The sequence below is a fragment of the Hoeflea phototrophica DFL-43 genome, from assembly GCF_000154705.2.
GTDB lineage: Bacteria > Pseudomonadota > Alphaproteobacteria > Rhizobiales > Rhizobiaceae > Hoeflea > Hoeflea phototrophica.
Genome location: NZ_CM002917.1, coordinates 310,136 through 328,342, shown reverse-complemented (window position 1 = coordinate 328,342; position 18,207 = coordinate 310,136). Strand labels below are relative to the sequence as shown.

Here is an 18,207-nt window from a genome sequence, read left to right as displayed (position 1 = left end):
GGATCAGCTGCGCTGCGCTTGCTTCTCCGACCTCCCCTCAAGGGGGAGGTTGGGGGCGACTGCCGCCTCAGCAGCTAAAATGCTCCCGCAATCCTCTCAGCGAGCCGTGCCGCCGTCTCGTCCTTGCTCAGATCCGGCCAGTCCTCGACGCCGTCCTTTGAGACAATGCGGACGCGGTTGCGGTCGCCGCCCATGATGCCGGTTTCGGGCGAGACGTCGTTGGCGACGATGAAATCGGCGCCCTTGCGGGCGAGTTTTGCCTGAGCGTTGGACACCACATCGGCGGTTTCGGCGGCGAAACCCACGACCAGTTGCGGCCGGTTCTCGTGGTGGCCGATGGTCTTGAGGATGTCGGGGTTCTCGGTGAGCTCCAAGGGTGCGGGGCCCTCGCCTTCCTTCTTCTTGATCTTGTTGCCCGAGGCTGTGGCCACGCGCCAGTCGGCAACGGCTGCGACAAAGACGGCGATGTCGGCGGGCAAGGATGATGTCACGGCGTCGAGCATGTTGGCTGCGCTTTCGACATGGATCAAGTTCACCCCGGCGGGATCGGGGATCGTCACCGGGCCCGAGACCAGGGTGACCTCGGCGCCAAGGCGGGCGAGCGCGCCGGCGATGGCGTGGCCCTGCTTGCCGGAGGAACGGTTGGCGATGTAGCGCACCGGATCGATCGGCTCATGGGTGGGGCCGGAGGTGACAATGGCCTTTTTGCCCGCGAGCGGTTTGGGAGCGTCATCCAGAAGCGCCTCGATGGCGGCGACGATCTGCAAGGGTTCTGCCATGCGCCCCTCGCCTGCCTCGTTGCTTTCAGCCATTTCGCCGGACATCGGGCCGATGAAACCTATGCCGTCGCGTTTGAGGGTCTCTGTGTTGCGGCGGGTCGCGGGATGCGCCCACATGGCAGGGTTCATCGCGGGCGATATGAGCACCGGCTTGTTGGTGGCAAGCAACACGGTGGTGGCGAGATCACCCGCAAGACCGTTCGCCATCTTGGCCATCAGGTCGGCGGTGGCGGGGGCGACGCAGATCAGATCGCAATCGCGCGCCAGGCGGATATGGCCAACATCCTGTTCGTCCTCGCGGGAAAACAGCTCCGTGTAGACATGATCGGCGGCCAGCGCGCCAACGGCCAGCGGGGTGACAAACTCCTGGGCACCGGCGGTCATGACGGGCCGGACCTCGGCGCCGCGCTCGCGCAGGCGGCGGATCAGATCGAGCGATTTGTAGGCGGCGATGCCGCCGGAGATGATCAGCAGGATGCGTTTGCCGGAGAGGGTCATGGGGCAGGATCCCAGGGGTTGATGAGGGTGACGCCGCACCCTTCGAAATCGCGGACATTGCGGGTTGCAATCGGCAGACCACGCCGGAGCGCGATGGCGGCGATCTGGGCGTCGAGTTCCTTTAGCGGCCGACCAGCTCGTCGCCGCGTTGACATTGCTTCGGCGAAGAAAGTTGCATCGGCGCTTTCGAACGGAAGGATGGGGTTTCCCGTTTCCAAACTGAGTATGCGTGCAATGGCCGCTGCATATTCATTTCGCCGCTTGCCTATCGGCATCAGACTTATCCCAAGGAGGAGTTCAGCCTCGGTAATCGCGGTGATATGCCGCTGTTCACTCACCGTCTCATCAAACCATGCAACAACATTATGGTCCGGTACAGGACGCATGATTTCGGAGATCACATTTGTATCCAGAATCATTCCTCGGGACTTTCATTCTGCCATTCAGAGAATGGCAGAGGGCGGTCAGCCAACTGGCGCGGCGGCACATCAAACTCGATGCCTCCAATTGGCTCAACAATTGCGCGTACGCGATCATAGAACGATTTTCCAGCGTCGGCGGCGGCTCCACCCTTTGCTTCAATGCCCCGCCTTAGCAATACGCGGGCCTCTTCTTCCATGGACACGCCATGCCGCGCGGCACGCTCGCGCAGCGCCTGCTTCACAGAGTCATCCAGATTGCGAATGGTCAGCGTAGCCATGGTGAACCTCCCCAGGCAGGGATCTTCTGTGACTTCAATGTAGGCACTGCATGCATTGCAGTCAAACCGGCGATGTCACTGCACTGACATGAGGGGCCGGTACGGCAGGCGGAAACCGGAGCAACTCCCATGACACATATCCCGATGGCGCATCCTGCCCTGATGGTCATCGACCTGACCAATGACTTTCTTGCCTCCTGGGAGACCAAGCGGCGTGCGCGGCTGATTGCGGCAACCAATGATCTGGTGGTGTATTTTCGCGGCAAGACCCGGCCGGTGATCTGGGTCCGGCAGGACTTCAAGGATGATCTCAGTGACGCATTTCTGGAAATGCGCGACAGAAACGTAAAGCTCAACATCATCGGCACCGCCGGTGCCGAGCTTGATCCGCGTCTGGAGACAGGCGAGGACGACGTCACAATCGTCAAGAAACGCTACAGCCCGTTTTTCGGCACCGATCTGGATGCGGTGGTTGTCGAAAAGGGGATCGGCTCAATGGTGATCGCAGGGATCAACACCCATGCCTGCGTCAGGATGGCGGCGATCGACGCCTATCAGCGCGACATGCGGGTGATCCTCGCCAGTGAGGCGATTGATTGCTACGACGAAGAACATGCACGCGTGTCATTGAGATATATGGACGGAAAGATTGCCCGGGTGCTTGGCAATGCTGAGATCAAGGCGGAAATCACCTGATCCGCTTGGCATGGGTCGCCTCGGCCTCGTCGACCTCTTCGAACCCGAGCAGCTCATAGAAGCTTCTCGAGGCCGGGGTGGCGCGGAGGCGGATGCGGGGAAACTGGATGGATGCGCCGTCGAGGGCCTCGCCCACCAGCGCACGGGCGATACCGATGTGGCGGTGATCGAGGCTGACATAGAGGTGGCGGATGCGACCGGTGTTTTCACTCACATAGGGATCACGGTTGAGACCGCAAAAACCGATCAGGGTCTCGCCCTCGAAGGCACCGATCAGGCGTTCACCGGGGCCATCAAACCGGTTGTCGCCCGATTTCCAGTCATGCCGCATACGTTCGACAAAGGGATAGCCATCGGCCCAGGCTTCATCGGCCAGGGGCTCTACATCGATATCATCCAGGGAAATGGGCCGGTAAGCGGTCAAGCCTACCATATAGGGTGGATGGCGAGCGCCAACCAGACCGCAGCGGCAGCAATCACCCACAAAGCCACCCGGCCCGAGCGGGTGTGGCGGGCTTCGGCCTTGCCGATGGCCTCGGATGTGGCCGCGTCGAAGCGCAGGCCGTTCTCGGCCATGTCGCCGACTTCAGTGGCAAAGCGCTCGGTGCGGGCAGCGAGATCGGGCAATTGCTCGGCCAGCTTCAGTGCCGCAATCGCGCCTTCCTTGATGTCGACAGCGATGCGCTTGGGGCCGAGATTGTCGCGGATCCAGTCGCCAACCACCGGCTCGGCGGCCTTCCACATGTTGAATTTGGGGTTGAGCGTGCGCGACACACCCTCAACAACGACCATGGTCTTTTGCAGCATGACCAGCTCGGGCCGGGTTTCCATGTCGAACAGCTCGGTGACCTCGAACAGAAGTGTAAGCAGCCGGGCCATCGAGATGGTTTCCGCCGGCTGGCCGTGGATCGGCTCGCCGATGGCGCGGATCGCCTGGGCAAAGCTGGCCGGATCATGGCGGGCAGGCACATAGCCCGCTTCGAAATGCACGTCGGCGACACGGCGGTAATCGCGGGTGATGAAGCCGTAGAGGATTTCGGCGAGGAAGCGGCGCTCCTTCTTGCCCAGACGGCTGACGATGCCCATGTCGACGGCGACAATCATGCCGGCCGGATCGACGAAGAGATTGCCCTGGTGCATGTCAGCATGAAAAAAGCCGTCACGCAGGGTGTGGCGCAGGAACGACTGGATCAGCGTGTCGGCAAGCGCATCAAGATCATGGCCGGCCGCCTTGAGACCCGCGACATCGCTCATCTTGATGCCGTCGATCCACTCCATGGTGACGCAGTCGCGCCCGGTGCGCTCCCAGTCGACAAAGGGCACCCGGAAGCCCGGATCGCCCTTTGTGTTGTCGGCCATCTCGGACAGGGCAGCGGCCTCGAGCCGGAGATCCATCTCGATCCGGGTGGTCTGCTCCAGCGTCTTGGTGATTTCCACCGGGCGCAGCCGGCGGGAGGCGGGGATGAAGCGCTCCTGCAATTCGGAGACCAGATAAAAGGCCTCGAGATCACGCTTGAAGCGCTGGCGCACGCCCGGGCGGACGACCTTGACGGCAACCTTGCGCGACCCGTTTTCATCGGTCACTTCGGCCGGGTGCACCTGGGCGATCGAGGCGGCGGCGATCGGCGGATCGAAGCGCGAGTAGAGATCACTGATCGGCCTGCCGAGCGAACTTTCGATGGCAGCACGCGCCTGGACCTCGGGGAAGGTTGCCATCCGGTCCTGCAGACCAGCCAGATCATCAGCGATGTCGGCGCCAACCACATCGGGACGGGTGGCGAGAAACTGCCCGAGCTTGACCCAGGACGGGCCCAGACGCTCCACCGCCCGGGCGAGCCGGTCGCTGCGCTCGGCGCTTTTTGCACGGCGTTTGGCGAGCAGCCCCGCAACACCATGGGCAAAACGTGCCGGGCCGGGCAGATCCTCGGCAGGAAGGGAGGACACCACGCCCTCACGCACGAGAATGAAGCCCGCGCGCATCAGGCGCAGATAGGTGCCAAGGCTTGCCATAGGTTTAGAGCTTCCAACCGGAATGAAGGGCTGCGATGCCGCCGGTGTAATTGGTGTAATGGACGCGGGAGAAACCGGCGCGCGTTATCATCGCGGCGAAATCATCCTGACGCGGAAACTTGCGGATCGATTCAACCAGATACTGGTAGGGCTCGGCGTCACCGGCAATGGCCTTGCCCATCGCCGGAATGCCGTTGAACGACCAGGCATCATAGATTCGGTCGAGCAGCGGCATCTCGACCTCGGAGAATTCGAGACAGAGAAAACGGCCACCGCGCCTGAGAACCCGGTAGGCCTCTCTCAGAGCCTTGTCGATGTCGGGCACATTGCGGATACCGAAAGCAATGGTGTAGGCGTCAAAACTGTTGTCCTCGAAGGGCAACTCTTCGGCATTGGCCTCGACAAATTCGAGATTGCCGGCATAGCCCTTCTTGACGGCGCGTTCAGCGCCGACGCCGAGCATCGAGCCATTGATATCAAGCACCGTGCCTTGCGCCTGATTGTCTGATGCCGCAACAATGCGGAACGCGATATCGCCAGTGCCGCCCGCCACATCAAGAAAGCGGAAGCCCGCACGGCGGGGCGGGTTGAGTTTTGCAACAAGCGCGTCCTTCCAGACCCGGTGCAGCCCGCCCGACATCACGTCATTCATGATGTCGTAGCGTTTGGCGACCTTGTGAAAGACGTCATTGACCAGGGTTTGCTTTTCGCCGTCATCGACGGTGCGAAAACCGTAGGAGGTTTGCATTCCACCCTGAGTGGAGACGCGCTGATCAGACATGACCGGTTCCTGTTGTTTCATTTCATGCCCGCGCAGCCATGCGCACGAACGCGCACAACCGCTTTGGAGCAGGGCGACCATAGCGGATCGCCGCAAGCCAGACCATCCGCTCCGGGACCATCTTGCTGCGGCAATAGAGCGCCGCCTTATAGGCCAGACAGCGAAGAAATGCCATCGCGCACCGGCGACGGCTGCGCCAAATCAGTTTGCTTCGCGATTGAAGCCGGGGCAGCAATACAATAGATGCGGTCGGTAAATGCTGGAGAGCGCCCGGCCATCACCGATTGGCACACGGCAGAGGAGACCGATTTGCCCGAACTGCCCGAAGTCGAAACCGTTCGCCGCGGATTGCAGCCGGTGATGGAAGGCGCCCGGATCATCCGCGTCGAACAGCGCCGCGCGGATTTGCGATTTCCCTTTCCGGAGGACTTCGCAAAGCGGCTTGAAGGCCGGCAGATCATCGCGCTGGGCCGCCGGGCAAAATATCTGCTCGCCGATTTCGATGATGGCATGGTGCTGATCTCGCATCTGGGGATGTCGGGCTCGTTCCGGATCGAACCCGATGGCGATTCACCGCTGACCCCGGGGGTGTTTCATCACGAGCGCTCGAAAGACGACAAGCACGACCATGTGGTGTTTCATATCGACGGTCCGGCAGGACGGGCGCGGGTGATCTACAATGACCCACGCCGGTTCGGATACATGGATCTCATGGTTCGGGCGGAGCTTGCGGAACACCCATGGTTCAGGAGCCTTGGGGTGGAGCCGACGGGCAACAGCCTGGAAGCCGACGAACTGGCAAGGCGCCTTGCAGGCAAGGCCGCGCCATTGAAGGCAGCATTGCTCGATCAGAGGATCATCGCGGGTCTGGGCAATATATATGTATGCGAAGCATTGTGGCGTGCGCGCCTTTCGCCACGCAAACCGGCCGGACGCCTGGTGACCAAGGCCGGCCAGCCGCGCAAGGCGCTGGAACGGCTGACCGGCGATATCCGCGAGGTGATCAGCGAGGCGATTGCCGCAGGCGGATCATCTCTGCGTGATCATATCCAGACCGATGGGACGCTGGGATATTTCCAGCATGGATTTTCGGTCTATGATCGGGAGGGAAAGGCTTGCCCCCGGCCGGGCTGTGGCGATACGGTCCGCCGCATCGTGCAAAGCGGGCGTTCGACATTCATGTGCGCGCGCTGCCAGAAGGATTGACGCCGTCCGGGAGGAACCGCGGGTGGCAACCGGCAGACAAGGAGACAGGCAATGGCGCTCAATACGCTGAAGACGGAAACACGCGGCCGGGTGGCCATTATCACTCTGAACCGGCCCGATGCGCTCAACGCGCTCAATTCGGAACTTCTTGGCGAGTTGCGCGAGACCATGGCCAAATTTGGCGATGACGAGAAAATCGGCGCGATTGTGTTGACCGGATCGGAAAAAGCCTTTGCCGCGGGCGCCGATATCAAGGAAATGCAGCCGCTCGATTATGTCGGCGCCTATATGAATGACTTCTTTGAAGGCTGGAGCGCGGTTGCCAATACCCGCAAGCCGGTGATCGCTGCGGTGTCGGGCTATGCGCTGGGTGGCGGCTGCGAGCTTGCCATGATGTGTGACATCATAATTGCGTCAGACACCGCCAAGTTCGGCCAGCCCGAAATCACGCTCGGCGTGATCCCTGGCATGGGCGGCACCCAGCGGCTTACCCGCGCCATCGGCAAGGCCAAGGCAATGGATCTGTGCCTGACCGGCCGGTTCATGGAGGCTGAGGAAGCCGAGCGCTCCGGCCTGGTGGCGCGCGTGGTGGCGGCGGACGACCTGATGGCGACGGCGATCAAGGCCGCGGAGAAAATCGCAGGCTTTTCGCTGCCGGTGGCAATGATGGTGAAGGAGTCGGTCAACCGGGCCGACGAGATGACCCTTGCGGAAGGGCTTCGCTTTGAACGCCGGCTGTTCCACTCGCTGTTTGCAACCGAGGATCAGAAGGAAGGCATGGGCGCCTTTGTCGAGAAGCGCAAGGCGCAATTCAAGCATCGCTGAGACAATGGGGCCAGCCATATGGTGATTTGGGCGCAGCAACGGCCTTGCCGAGGTTTTTCGCGTTGACGCCCGCCCATATACAAGCTATACGCCCGCCATCGAATGGCAGCTCTAGGGCTCGCCGTGGTTTTTCCGCATCCCGGATATTAATGCGACACGCTCCGCGAGGAGACGCTTTTTTGCCGGGCTCGCGATTTTGACAACTGAGAGGCATTCATGGCCAATACAACTTCGGCGAAAAAGGCGACCCGCAAGATCGCTCGCCGCACCGAGATCAACAAAGCCCGCCGCTCACGGGTCCGCGGTTTCCTTCGCAAGGTCGAAGAAGCCATCAGCTCCGGCGACAAGGATGCAGCGGCAGCAGCTCTGAAGGCAGCACAGCCCGAACTGATGCGCGCGGCCACCAAGGGTGTGGTTCATGCCAACACAGCTTCGCGGAAGATTTCCCGCCTGTCCAACCGGGTCAAGGCGATCTCCGCTTAAGCGGCGCAAAATTTCATTAGTCGACGAAAGGCCCGGCATGTCCGGGCCTTTTTTTTGTTTTGGTCCCAATGGTTTGCGGGACTGGCCTGAAATACGGCACCATGAATTGTCACGGAACCGTCACGGTCGCAACAAAAATGTATATTTTTCAGCATTTTAGCGAAGGTGGAAAATTTTAACGCGGCCACAGGCGAGGGAATCGGCAGAAGTCCTGTCAAGTCCCATAATTTAATATGCACCGCAGTTTAGATTGGCCTAAAAATCATGAAGCCGCGAAAAGGCAATGAATCCAATTGTCTGCTGATGAGTGCCGTCGCGGGGCCGTTTTCGGCTTTTTGAGTCAAGCCCTAAAGTGTCAAGAATTCGTAAATAACCTGCTTGATCTGCCTGCCTCATCCTGCCTAAATACAGACATCAGAGAGCGCGGAGCCTAAGGGTTTCGAAGAGGACAGCGGCGCAATTTCAGTGCCCCGTTCTTGCCCGCTCACTGAGGCTCGGCTCTCTTGCCAGGCGAACCCAAAAACAACTCTCCGAGTGCATCGGCAAACGTTTTGCCGTGCAGAGGAGTTTTAACCGAGGAATCCGGGGGATTCAACGGGACGGTGAAACAATGCCGTGTTGGCGATACGAGGTCGCCAACGCGCGGAGCAATGAAGGAGATAAGTTGGCGGGGGCGCCGGCAAAGAAAACAGGGCGGGATCGGATTGAATTCGACCCATAAGGACGGCCGGAATGATTCCGGTCGGATGCGGCAACAGGGGTTACGGCGGCGATGCAAGCACAAACAATCAAGACGCAGACGGCAGGGGCATGGAGTAACAAACAGACCAGCACCAAACCGCAAAGCGGCGATGTTTGCCCGACGACGGACGAAGGGGCGGACATGAAAAAAACCAATGATGTGTTTGAACGGGTTATGGCGCGATTGAAGGCGCAGGTCGGGCAAGAAATTTTCACCAGCTGGTTTGGACGGCTGAAGCTTCAATCAGCCTCCAAGAGCGTGGTACGGCTGTCGGTTCCGACGGCTTTCCTGAAATCATGGATCAACAACAAATATCTCGACCAGATCAGCGCTTTGTACCGCGAAGAGGCGCCTGACGTTCTCAAGATCGAAATCGTGGTGCGCTCGGCAACGCGCTCGACAGCTGTTTCCAGCGCGCCGGACGCCGCCAGCCTGCCAAATGCTTCGCAGGCAACGCCGGGCGCTTCGGCTTCCCGCAAGGAGCAGCATGTCACGGTCAAGGGGGCCGGCGCAAAATTCGGCGCTTTCAACAAGGGGCCGCAGGCAGCCAATGCCGTGATCGGCTCCCCGCTTGACCCGCAATGCACCTTTGACAGCTATGTTGAAGGGTCCTCCAACCGGGTGGCGCTGGCGGCGGCCAGAACCATTGCGGAAGCCGGGACGGGCGCTGTGCGCTTCAACCCGCTTTTCATCCATTCCAATGTCGGGCTGGGCAAGACCCATCTGCTGCAGGCGATCGCGGCAGCGGCAAGCAGCCATTCCCGCAATCCCCGCGTGGTCTATCTGACTGCCGAATACTTCATGTGGCGGTTTGCCACCGCGATCCGCGACAATGATGCGCTGTCGTTCAAGGAATCTCTGCGCAATATCGATTTGCTGGTGATCGACGACATGCAGTTTTTGCAGGGCAAGTCGATCCAGCACGAGTTCTGCCATCTGCTCAACATGCTGCTGGACTCGGCCCGCCAGGTGGTGGTTGCCGCCGACCGCGCGCCGTGGGAGCTGGAATCGCTCGACCCAAGGGTGCGCTCGCGGCTGCAAGGCGGTGTGGCGATCGAGATCGAAGCGCCCGACTACGAAATGCGACTGGAAATTCTGCGCAAGCGCCTGGCGATTGCACAGATGGAGGATGCCACGCTCGACATCGACGAGACCATTCTCGCCCATGTCGCCCAGAACATCACCTCAAGCGGGCGGGAGCTCGAGGGGGCGTTCAACCAGCTGCTGTTCCGGCGCAGCTTCGAACCCAATCTGAGCATTGAACGGGTGGACGAGCTCCTCGGCCATCTGGTCAATGCGGGCGAGCCCAAGCGGGTGCGCATCGAAGACATTCAGCGGGTGGTTTCGCGGCACTACAATGTGACGCGGCAGGAGCTGGTGTCCGACAGGCGGACACGGGTGATCGTCAAGCCGCGCCAGATCGCGATGTATCTGGCAAAGACCATGACGCCACGTTCGTTCCCCGAAATCGGCCGCAGATTCGGCGGTCGAGATCACACGACTGTGCTGCATGCGGTGCGCAAGATCGAGGAATTGATCAACGGGGACACCAAGCTCGGCCACGAGATCGAGCTGCTCAAACGGCTGATCATCGAATAATCGCCAACTGCGACAAATTATCCCCAGAATCTCGGTCCGGGCAGCAATGCCCGGGCCGGTTTTAGTTGCATTGCCGTCCCATTATCTGCCATTTTGCCCGCCCGGGCCGGGCGTTATGTGCCATTCAGCAGGACGCCATCCAACCGGCCTTGCAAGGCTCAAGCCTGACAAGACAGAATTTGAACGGCCAGCGCTCACCAAACGCCGGCCCAAGCCAAGCGGTAAACAGATCATGCGTGTCACCCTCGAGCGTTCCAACCTTCTGAAATCGCTGAACCACGTGCACCGCGTGGTCGAGCGCCGGAACACGATCCCGATCCTGTCGAACGTGCTTCTGAAGGCCGAAGGCGCCACGCTTGACATGAAGGCGACCGACCTGGATCTGGAAATTACCGAGGCGACCCCGGCAATGATCGAACAGGCCGGGTCAACCACGGTGCCGGCGCACCTGCTTTATGACATCGTGCGCAAGCTTTCGGACGGATCGGAAGTGATGCTGGCCACCAACCCCGACGGGGCTTCGATGACGGTCGCCTCGGGCCGCTCGAAATTCACGCTGCAGTGCCTGCCTGAATCTGATTTCCCGGATCTGACCGCCGGCGCCTTCAGCCACACATTCCGGCTGCCGGCAACAGAGCTCAAAATGTTGATCGACCGCACGCAGTTTGCGATCTCGACCGAGGAAACCCGTTATTATCTCAACGGTATTTTCGTTCACACGATCGAAAGCGAAGGCGCTCTGAAGCTGCGCGCGGTTGCCACGGACGGCCACCGTCTGGCCCGCGCCGATGTCGATGCGCCTTCCGGTTCGGAGGGCATGCCCGGCATCATCATTCCGCGCAAGACCGTGGGTGAAATCCAGAAGCTGGTCGACAACCCCGACCTGACGGTGACGGTCGAGGTGTCTGACGCCAAGATCCGCTTCACCATCGGTTCGGTGGTGATGACCTCGAAGCTGATCGACGGCACCTTCCCCGACTACCAGCGCGTGATCCCGACTGGCAACGACAAGGAACTGACGGTTGATTGCCAGACCTTCGCCCAGGCGGTCGACCGGGTGTCGACGATCTCGTCGGAGCGTGGACGCGCGGTCAAGCTCGCCATCGCCGATGGTCAGCTGACGCTGACGGTCAACAATCCGGACTCGGGCAGCGCCACCGAGGAACTCGCCGTGGGTTATGACCGCGATCCGATCGAAATCGGCTTCAACGCCAAATATCTGCTCGACATCACCAATCAGCTTTCGGGCACGGATGCGGTGTTCCTGCTCGCGGATCCCGGCTCTCCGACACTGGTGCGCGACACCGCCGGCGATGACGCGCTTTATGTGCTGATGCCGATGCGCGTCTAGATGCGGGTCTTCGGCGCTTGATCCATTGCAATGCAATGGCCTGCCCGCCGCAATCATACTGAGCGGAGACAGGGATGGCCCAGAAGGTGCACATCGAGCGTCTGAAGCTCACCGGATTCCGCAATTATGCCAGCCAGTCGCTGGAACTTGATGCACGCCATGTGGTGCTGGTGGGCGACAATGGCGCCGGTAAAACCAATCTGATGGAAGCGGTCTCGCTGCTCTCCCCCGGGCGGGGCATGCGGCGCGCGCCCTACAGCGATGTGATCAAGGCCGGCTCCGAGCCTGCTTCCGGCTTCAGCATTTTCGCTAGCCTTGAGGGAATGGCCGGCCCCGTCGACATCGGCACCGGTGTGGACGGGCTCGAGGAGAGCGGTGCGCGCAAGGTGCGCATCAACGGATCGCCGGCACGCTCAGCCGATGACATGCTCGAGCATCTGCGATTGTTGTGGCTGACACCGTCAATGGACGGGCTGTTCACCGGGTCTGCCGGCGACCGGCGGCGGTTTCTCGACCGGCTGGTTCTGTCGGTCGATCCGGCGCATGGCAGCCGCGCCTTGAGCTATGAGCGGGCAATGCGCAGCCGCAACCGGCTTTTGTCCGAAGGCCGCGCCGACCCGACCTGGCTGGACGGGCTTGAGGCGCAGATGAGCGAACTGGGCGTGGCCATGGCGATGGCGCGCAGCGAAGTGGTGCGGCTCTTGTCGGCCCTGATCGACGACAGCCAGGCCGAAAGCCCGTTTCCGGCAGCAAGTGTAAGGCTTGAAGGCTTTCTCGAAGATGAGGGGCTGGAGACGGCAAGCGACATGGAGGTTGCGTTCATCGATCTGATGAAGCACGGGCGCGGACGCGACGCTGCTGCCGGGCGGACCTTGTCGGGTCCACACCGGATGGATCTGGTGGTGCATCACCGTGCCAAGGCGATGCCGGCGGCGCTGTCATCGACCGGGGAACAGAAGGCATTGCTGATCGGGATCATTCTGGGTCATGCGCAGCTGGTGCGCAGCCTCACCGGCCATGCGCCGATCCTTTTGCTCGATGAGGTCGCCGCCCATCTTGACGAGGGCCGCCGTGCGGCGCTCTTTGATCTGATCGAGACGCTGGACTGCCAGGCCTTCATGACCGGTACCGATGCGGCGATGTTTGGAAGCCTTGGGCCACGCGGCCAGATGTTCGAGGTCAGTGAGGGCCGCGCCACCCCCAGGCGCGAAGCGGCAAGCTGAAACGGACACCCTGAACGGGCAGATGGAGAGAGACATGGACGACACCCATCTCAATGCCGATGAAATCGCCCGTTATGCCCGGCATATCGTGCTGGCGGAGGTGGGCGGTGCCGGACAGCAGAAGCTCAAGGCGGCGCGGGTGCTGGTGATCGGCGCCGGCGGGCTGGGGTCGCCGGTGCTAAGCTATCTGGCGGCTGCAGGGGTCGGGGTTCTCGGCGTGACTGACGATGACGAGGTGTCGCTGTCAAACCTGCAACGGCAGATCCTGCATGACACGGCAAATGTCGGCATAGGCAAGACCGAGAGTGCCGCACGTGGGCTCAAGCGGCTCAACCCGCATGTCCGCGTGATCACGCATCCGGTGAGGCTCACGCCGGACAATGCCACCGACATCATCACCGCCTATGACATGGTGGTCGACGGATCGGACAATTTCGAAACCCGTTACCTGCTTGCCGACACCTGTGAAACGCTGGCAATTCCGCTGGTGACGGCAGCGGTGGGACGGTTTGACGGCTCGGTGACCGTGCTTGCGCCCTATCAGGTCAACGCGGACGGCAAGCCCTGCCCGCGCTACCGCGACCTGTTTCCCGAAGCCCCACCGCCGGGACTGGTGCCCTCCTGCGCCGAGGCCGGGGTCATCGGCGCGCTGACAGGGGTGATCGGCACCTTGCAGGCGATGGAAGTGATCAAGCTGATCACCGGCGCGGGCGAACCGCTGATCGGAAGGCTGCTGCTCTATGACGGGCTGGCGGCGAGCTTCCAGACCGTTCGCTACGGGCGGAAAGGCTGACGTTTCGATATTGGAGATATAAGCGCTTTCAGCTTCTGAGCGGCAGCACGCGGTCGGGCGGGCGGTGGCCGTCGAAGAAGGTGCGGATGTTGATGATCACCTTGTCACCCATGTCGATCCGCCCCTCCATGGTGGCCGAGCCCATATGCGGCAACAGCACCACCCTGCCTTCCGAAGCGAGCTTGACCAGACGCTTGTCGACTGCCGGCTCATGTTCGAACACATCGAGGCCCGCGCCTGACAGACGGCCTTCACGCAACGCCTTGATCAGTGCATCCTCGTCGATGATGCCGCCGCGCGCAGTGTTGACTATGTAAGCGCCAGGTTTCATCAGCTCGAGCCTGCGGGCCGACAGAAGGTGGAACGTGGCGGGTGTCGAAGGGCAATTGACCGAGACAATGTCAACGCGCGCCAGCATCTGATCCAGGCTGTCCCAATAGGTCGCCTCAAGCTGATCCTCGGTGTCCGGATCGACCCGGCGGCGGTTGTGATAATGGATCGAAAGGCCAAAGGCCTTGGCGCGGCGGGCCACCGCGGTGCCAATGCGGCCCATGCCGATGATGCCAAGCCGCTTGCCGCCAATGCGGTGGCCAAGCATCCAGGTCGGCGACCAGCCCTTCCAGCTCCCATCATTGCCGACAAGGACATTTGCACCCTCGGTGAGCCGGCGCGGCACGGCCAACATCAACGCCATGGTCATGTCTGCAGTGTCGTCGGACAGGACATTGGGCGTGTTGGTGACGGTGATGCCCTTCTTCTGCGCTGCATCGACATCGATGTTGTCAACACCATTGCCGAAATTGGCGATCAGCTTCATCTGCGGGCCGGCCTGCTCAATCAACGCGGCATCGATCTTGTCGGTCACAGTGGGGACCAGAACATCAGCCGAACGCATGGCCGCCACCAGTTCGGGCTGGGCGCGCGGTTCATCAGTGATGTTGAGTTCCGCATCAAAGAGTTCACGCATCCGCGTCTCAACCTGATCAGGCAGGCGGCGGGTGATATAGACCTTCGGTTTTTTTCGATTTGGCATATTGTTGCAGGTCCGGCGTTGAGAGCTCTTTAACCAAACTGGGCGATAGTGTCGCTTGCGTATCGCTTTTTCTATCAGACCCTCCGGGGATGACAATCCAAACGGTCGGGATTGATACCGAAAAAGCATTATGGTTGCAGCGCCCTTGCATGCTGGCGCAGACCATAAAGACGCTGCCAGCGCGCTGATGCCCGCCGAACGCGGGATGAGCCGAGCCTGGCGTGAGACATTCAGAGGCGCTCCGCAGAGCGCCCGAACCGAAAAGGTGTGAGTAATGCGTCGCCTTTCCCTTCTTGCCGCAAGCTGCCTCGTGCTCGCGGCCACAACGATTGTGCCATCGGGCCCGTTCTGCCCGTCAGGCGTCGGTGTGGCCCATGCCCAGAGCGCAGGCAAGGGACCCAGCGGCCTGCCCTTGCCGCGATTTGTCAGCCTCAAGGCGACACGGGTCAATCTCAGGATCGGACCCGGACGCGACTATGCGGTGGCCTGGCTTTACACCCGGCCGGGTGTGCCGATGGAAGTGATCCAGGAGTATGACAACTGGCGCCGGGTGCGCGACGCCGAGGGCACCGAGGGCTGGGTCTACCAGTCGTTGCTTTCAGGTGAGCGCACCGCCACGGTGGCACCCTGGAAGGCCGCCAGCGGCAAGGACGAGTTCACCAGCATGCACCGCGAGGCCCGCGCCAACGCCCGGGTGGTGGCGCGGCTCGAGCCCGGCGTGGTCGTCAAGGTCAAGGCCTGTGACGGCGAGTGGTGCGAGGCCAGCGCCGAAGGTATGGACGGCTATGTGGCCCAAAGCCAGATCTGGGGCGCCTATCCGGGCGAAGCCTTCAGGTAAGGCGACAACAGACCGGAGCTCAGGACAAATCTGTCATAAAGCTCCGCAAGTCTGCATCCGTCACGGTCATCAGACGATACGCACGGCCCCCTTGGCCGCAGAACTGGTCATGGCCGCATAGGCCTTGAGCGCCGTTGTGACCTTGCGCTTGCGCTTTTCGGACGGCTTCCATGCGTCGGCGCCACGGGCCTCCATCGCCGCGCGGCGATCGGCCAGGACGCTGTCGGGCAGGTCCACCTTCATGACCCGGTTGGGAATGTCGATGACGATGGTGTCGCCCTCTTCGACCAGACCGATGGCGCCGCCCTCGGCCGCTTCGGGAGAAACGTGACCGATGGACAGACCGGACGAGCCACCCGAGAAGCGGCCATCGGTGACCAATGCGCAGACCTTGCCCAGCCCCTTGGACTTCAGGTAGCTCGTCGGGTAGAGCATCTCCTGCATGCCGGGACCGCCACGCGGACCCTCATAGCGGATCAGGACCACCGCGCCCGGCTTGACCTTGCCGGTCAGGATCGCGGAGACAGCGGAATCCTGGCTTTCAAAGATGCGCGCGGGCCCGGTGAACTTGAGGATGGATTCATCGACGCCTGCGGTTTTGACGATGCAGCCATCGAGCGCGATGTTGCCGAACAGCACGGCCAGTCCGCCGTCCTGGGAATAGGCGTGATCCCTTGCGCGGATGACGCCGGTCTTGCGGTCCAGATCGACGCCTTCCTCGTAGCGGCGCTCCTGGGAGAAAGCGGTCTGTGTCGGAACCCCGCCGGGGGCCGCGGAATAGAATTTGTGCACGGCCTCGGAGTCAGTCTGGACGATGTCCCAACCCGCCAGCGCTTGCTTCATCGTGGCGGAATGAATGGTGGGCAGCGAGCTGTCGATCAGCCCGGCGCGGTCCAACTCGCCAAGAATTCCGAAGATGCCGCCGGCGCGGTGCACGTCTTCCATGTGGATGTTCTCGACTGCGGGCGCCACCTTGCACAGCACCGGAACCTTGCGGGACAGCCGGTCGATATCATCCATGGTGAAACCGACTTCCCCCTCATGGGAGGCCGCAAGCAGATGCAGCACCGTATTGGTCGAGCCGCCCATGGAGATATCCAGCGTCATGGCGTTCTCGAAGGCGGCAAAGCTGGCGATGGAGCGCGGAAGGGCGGTTGCGTCATCCTGCTCATAGTAGCGCCTGGCCAGATCGACAATCAGATGCCCGGCCTCGACGAAAAGACGTTCACGGTCCTTGTGGGTGGCGAGCGTCGAGCCATTGCCCGGCAGCGCCAGACCGAGGGCTTCGGTCAGGCAGTTCATGGAGTTGGCGGTGAACATGCCGGAGCACGAGCCGCAGGTGGGGCAAGCGTTCTGCTCCATCGTCATGACATCGGCATCGGAAACACTGTCGTCGGCAGCAAGAACCATCGCATCAACGAGATCGACGGATTTGGCGACGCCGTTTTCCAGCACGACCTTGCCTGCTTCCATCGGGCCACCGGAGACGAACACCGCCGGTATGTTGAGCCGCATGGCGGCGTTGAGCATGCCTGGAGTGATCTTGTCGCAATTGGAGATGCAGACCATGGCGTCGGCACAATGGCCGTTGACCATGTACTCGACACTGTCAGCGATAATCTCGCGCGAGGGCAGCGAGTAGAGCATGCCGTCGTGGCCCATGGCGATGCCATCATCGACCGCAATGGTGTTGAACTCCTTGGCGATACCGCCCGCCTTCTCGATCTCGCGGGCGACAAGCTGGCCGAGATCCTTCAGGTGCACATGGCCAGGCACGAACTGGGTGAAGGAATTGACCACCGCGATGATCGGCTTGCCAAAATCTCCGTCCTTCATTCCGGTGGCCCGCCACAGGCTGCGCGCGCCTGCCATGTTGCGGCCATGGGTGGAGGTTCTCGAACGATAGGGCGGCATGTGTTTTCCTCTTAAGCTCCCGAAACATGTCTGTCCGGGCACGCAAGCGCGCCAAACAGCATGAGCAAGCTAGTAATGGGAAAACCACGACAATTCCAGAGCGATCGGCCCAATATGATCAAGGCAGCCGGCAAAACTCCGGCTGCGGGAAATCTTTATCAACCTTTGGAGGCAATGCCCCACGCAAAGATCGGCCAACCGGGCCGGCTCAGAGGCCGGGTTGAAGCTTCAGGAATGCCTTGGGGGCTTGTTCAGCGTTTGGGGCGAACGCGGATCACCACGTCGACATGGGTGATTTCCATGCCTTCGGGTGCCTCGGGCAGATCACTGACCGAAATGTTGCCAACCGGAATGTCGAGCACGTTGTTGGATCCCTCGACCACGAAATGGTGATGATCGGAGACATTGGTGTCGAAATAGGTTTTCGCGGTTTCGAGCGACAACACACGGAGCATTCCAGCCTCGGTGAACTGGTGCAGCGTGTTGTAGACAGTGGCCAGCGAACAGGGCACGCCGACGCTGACGGCCTCTTCGTGCAATTCCTCGGCTGTCAGGTGCCTGTCGCCCTTTGCGAACAACAGATCAGCAAGTGCCACGCGCTGACGCGTCGGTCTTAGGCCGGCGTCGCGCAAGCGCAAGGCCGAATCGCGGTCGGCGGTTTTTGATCTCGTCGCGGAATGCATGGTCAAAACTGTCCAGACGTTCGAATTCGTCCCCTTCATATATCTTTTGTAGA

The 18,207-nt window shown here is 61.4% G+C and carries 18 protein-coding genes; 9 read left to right on the top strand and 9 right to left on the bottom strand.

The features are described from left to right. Positions 1-74 precede the first annotated feature (74 nt). Genes coaBC through HPDFL43_RS01520 form a run of 3 tightly spaced genes read right to left on the bottom strand, consistent with a single transcriptional unit; the run spans position 75 to position 1,977 of the window. Positions 75-1,277, bottom strand: a complete 1,203-nt coding sequence (gene coaBC, locus HPDFL43_RS01530) for a bifunctional phosphopantothenoylcysteine decarboxylase/phosphopantothenate--cysteine ligase CoaBC (protein WP_007199793.1) — start codon at positions 1,275-1,277, stop codon at positions 75-77. Further along, positions 1,274-1,696 carry a type II toxin-antitoxin system VapC family toxin gene (locus tag HPDFL43_RS01525; RefSeq protein ID WP_007199792.1) on the bottom strand — a complete coding sequence of 141 codons (423 nt, stop codon included), beginning with the start codon at positions 1,694-1,696 and terminating at the stop codon, positions 1,274-1,276. The genes coaBC and HPDFL43_RS01525 overlap by 4 nt, the downstream gene beginning before the upstream one ends. Beyond that, positions 1,693-1,977 carry a FitA-like ribbon-helix-helix domain-containing protein gene (locus HPDFL43_RS01520; protein WP_007199791.1) on the bottom strand — a complete coding sequence of 95 codons (285 nt, stop codon included), beginning with the start codon at positions 1,975-1,977 and terminating at the stop codon, positions 1,693-1,695. Before HPDFL43_RS01520 ends, HPDFL43_RS01525 begins: the two co-directional genes overlap by 4 nt. Before the next feature lie 129 nt (positions 1,978-2,106). Here HPDFL43_RS01520 and HPDFL43_RS01515 point away from each other — a divergent pair, with 129 nt between their 5' ends. Next, positions 2,107-2,673: a cysteine hydrolase family protein gene (locus HPDFL43_RS01515; protein WP_156970153.1), complete on the top strand. Its 567-nt coding sequence runs from the start codon at positions 2,107-2,109 to the stop codon at positions 2,671-2,673. On the opposite strand, the gene HPDFL43_RS01510 is transcribed toward HPDFL43_RS01515, so the two are convergent. The 3 genes from HPDFL43_RS01510 to ubiE are packed head-to-tail and all read right to left on the bottom strand — an operon-like array spanning position 2,666 to position 5,464. Continuing rightward, positions 2,666-3,106 (bottom strand): GNAT family N-acetyltransferase, encoded by a 441-nt coding sequence (locus HPDFL43_RS01510; RefSeq protein ID WP_007199789.1) that lies wholly within the window; start codon positions 3,104-3,106, stop codon positions 2,666-2,668. The two genes, HPDFL43_RS01515 and HPDFL43_RS01510, sit on opposite strands and share 8 nt — an antisense overlap. Next, a complete protein-coding gene (gene ubiB / locus HPDFL43_RS01505; RefSeq protein ID WP_007199788.1) occupies positions 3,100-4,683 on the bottom strand; it encodes a 2-polyprenylphenol 6-hydroxylase in 1,584 nt (527 codons plus the stop codon). The genes HPDFL43_RS01510 and ubiB overlap by 7 nt, the downstream gene beginning before the upstream one ends. A 4-nt stretch (positions 4,684-4,687) precedes the next feature. Beyond that, positions 4,688-5,464, bottom strand: coding sequence for a bifunctional demethylmenaquinone methyltransferase/2-methoxy-6-polyprenyl-1,4-benzoquinol methylase UbiE (gene ubiE / locus HPDFL43_RS01500; RefSeq protein ID WP_040449495.1), 777 nt, complete (start codon positions 5,462-5,464; stop codon positions 4,688-4,690). 309 nt (positions 5,465-5,773) lie between these two features. Here ubiE and mutM point away from each other — a divergent pair, with 309 nt between their 5' ends. The 7 genes from mutM to HPDFL43_RS01465 all read left to right on the top strand — a co-directional run bounded on the left by mutM (position 5,774) and on the right by HPDFL43_RS01465 (position 13,686). Then, positions 5,774-6,670, top strand: a complete 897-nt coding sequence (gene mutM / locus HPDFL43_RS01495) for a bifunctional DNA-formamidopyrimidine glycosylase/DNA-(apurinic or apyrimidinic site) lyase (protein ID WP_040449493.1) — start codon at positions 5,774-5,776, stop codon at positions 6,668-6,670. A gap of 51 nt (positions 6,671-6,721) precedes the next feature. Beyond that, a complete protein-coding gene (locus tag HPDFL43_RS01490; protein ID WP_007199784.1) occupies positions 6,722-7,495 on the top strand; it encodes an enoyl-CoA hydratase in 774 nt (257 codons plus the stop codon). Between the two features lie 216 nt (positions 7,496-7,711). Then, the gene (rpsT, locus tag HPDFL43_RS01485; protein WP_007199783.1) at positions 7,712-7,978 is read left to right on the top strand and encodes a 30S ribosomal protein S20; all 267 of its coding nucleotides are present in this window, start codon (positions 7,712-7,714) and stop codon (positions 7,976-7,978) included. Between the two features lie 883 nt (positions 7,979-8,861). Next, positions 8,862-10,319, top strand: a complete 1,458-nt coding sequence (gene dnaA, locus HPDFL43_RS01480) for a chromosomal replication initiator protein DnaA (RefSeq protein WP_007199782.1) — start codon at positions 8,862-8,864, stop codon at positions 10,317-10,319. A gap of 232 nt (positions 10,320-10,551) precedes the next feature. Continuing rightward, positions 10,552-11,670 carry a DNA polymerase III subunit beta gene (dnaN, locus tag HPDFL43_RS01475; RefSeq protein ID WP_007199781.1) on the top strand — a complete coding sequence of 373 codons (1,119 nt, stop codon included), beginning with the start codon at positions 10,552-10,554 and terminating at the stop codon, positions 11,668-11,670. 74 nt (positions 11,671-11,744) lie between these two features. Further along, on the top strand, positions 11,745-12,893 hold the full coding sequence (gene recF / locus HPDFL43_RS01470; RefSeq protein ID WP_007199780.1) for a DNA replication/repair protein RecF: 1,149 nt from the start codon (positions 11,745-11,747) through the stop codon (positions 12,891-12,893). Between the two features lie 34 nt (positions 12,894-12,927). Continuing rightward, positions 12,928-13,686, top strand: a complete 759-nt coding sequence (locus tag HPDFL43_RS01465) for a molybdopterin-synthase adenylyltransferase MoeB (RefSeq protein ID WP_007199779.1) — start codon at positions 12,928-12,930, stop codon at positions 13,684-13,686. A gap of 28 nt (positions 13,687-13,714) precedes the next feature. On the opposite strand, the gene HPDFL43_RS01460 is transcribed toward HPDFL43_RS01465, so the two are convergent. Next, a complete protein-coding gene (locus HPDFL43_RS01460; protein ID WP_007199778.1) occupies positions 13,715-14,719 on the bottom strand; it encodes a 2-hydroxyacid dehydrogenase in 1,005 nt (334 codons plus the stop codon). A 274-nt stretch (positions 14,720-14,993) separates the two neighbouring features. Here HPDFL43_RS01460 and HPDFL43_RS01455 point away from each other — a divergent pair, with 274 nt between their 5' ends. Next, positions 14,994-15,557, top strand: a complete 564-nt coding sequence (locus tag HPDFL43_RS01455) for an SH3 domain-containing protein (RefSeq protein ID WP_007199777.1) — start codon at positions 14,994-14,996, stop codon at positions 15,555-15,557. A 69-nt stretch (positions 15,558-15,626) separates the two neighbouring features. On the opposite strand, the gene ilvD is transcribed toward HPDFL43_RS01455, so the two are convergent. Then, positions 15,627-17,471, bottom strand: a complete 1,845-nt coding sequence (gene ilvD, locus HPDFL43_RS01450) for a dihydroxy-acid dehydratase (RefSeq protein WP_007199776.1) — start codon at positions 17,469-17,471, stop codon at positions 15,627-15,629. A gap of 251 nt (positions 17,472-17,722) precedes the next feature. Then, positions 17,723-18,154: an iron response transcriptional regulator IrrA gene (gene irrA / locus HPDFL43_RS01445; protein ID WP_007199775.1), complete on the bottom strand. Its 432-nt coding sequence runs from the start codon at positions 18,152-18,154 to the stop codon at positions 17,723-17,725. Positions 18,155-18,207 lie beyond the last annotated feature (53 nt).

Excerpts from the sequence above, each read along its gene's own strand:
- coaBC (WP_007199793.1), bottom strand. The coding sequence starts at position 1,277 with ATGACCCTCTCCGGCAAACGCATCCTGCTGATCATCTCCGGCGGCATC.
- HPDFL43_RS01525 (WP_007199792.1), bottom strand. The coding sequence starts at position 1,696 with ATGATTCTGGATACAAATGTGATCTCCGAAATCATGCGTCCTGTACCG.
- HPDFL43_RS01520 (WP_007199791.1), bottom strand. The coding sequence starts at position 1,977 with ATGGCTACGCTGACCATTCGCAATCTGGATGACTCTGTGAAGCAGGCG.
- HPDFL43_RS01515 (WP_156970153.1), top strand. The coding sequence starts at position 2,107 with ATGACACATATCCCGATGGCGCATCCTGCCCTGATGGTCATCGACCTG.
- HPDFL43_RS01510 (WP_007199789.1), bottom strand. The coding sequence starts at position 3,106 with ATGGTAGGCTTGACCGCTTACCGGCCCATTTCCCTGGATGATATCGAT.
- ubiB (WP_007199788.1), bottom strand. The coding sequence starts at position 4,683 with ATGGCAAGCCTTGGCACCTATCTGCGCCTGATGCGCGCGGGCTTCATT.
- ubiE (WP_040449495.1), bottom strand. The coding sequence starts at position 5,464 with ATGTCTGATCAGCGCGTCTCCACTCAGGGTGGAATGCAAACCTCCTAC.
- HPDFL43_RS01490 (WP_007199784.1), top strand. The coding sequence starts at position 6,722 with ATGGCGCTCAATACGCTGAAGACGGAAACACGCGGCCGGGTGGCCATT.
- rpsT (WP_007199783.1), top strand. The coding sequence starts at position 7,712 with ATGGCCAATACAACTTCGGCGAAAAAGGCGACCCGCAAGATCGCTCGC.
- dnaA (WP_007199782.1), top strand. The coding sequence starts at position 8,862 with ATGAAAAAAACCAATGATGTGTTTGAACGGGTTATGGCGCGATTGAAG.
- dnaN (WP_007199781.1), top strand. The coding sequence starts at position 10,552 with ATGCGTGTCACCCTCGAGCGTTCCAACCTTCTGAAATCGCTGAACCAC.
- recF (WP_007199780.1), top strand. The coding sequence starts at position 11,745 with ATGGCCCAGAAGGTGCACATCGAGCGTCTGAAGCTCACCGGATTCCGC.
- HPDFL43_RS01465 (WP_007199779.1), top strand. The coding sequence starts at position 12,928 with ATGGACGACACCCATCTCAATGCCGATGAAATCGCCCGTTATGCCCGG.
- HPDFL43_RS01460 (WP_007199778.1), bottom strand. The coding sequence starts at position 14,719 with ATGCCAAATCGAAAAAAACCGAAGGTCTATATCACCCGCCGCCTGCCT.
- HPDFL43_RS01455 (WP_007199777.1), top strand. The coding sequence starts at position 14,994 with ATGCGTCGCCTTTCCCTTCTTGCCGCAAGCTGCCTCGTGCTCGCGGCC.
- ilvD (WP_007199776.1), bottom strand. The coding sequence starts at position 17,471 with ATGCCGCCCTATCGTTCGAGAACCTCCACCCATGGCCGCAACATGGCA.
- irrA (WP_007199775.1), bottom strand. The coding sequence starts at position 18,154 with ATGCATTCCGCGACGAGATCAAAAACCGCCGACCGCGATTCGGCCTTG.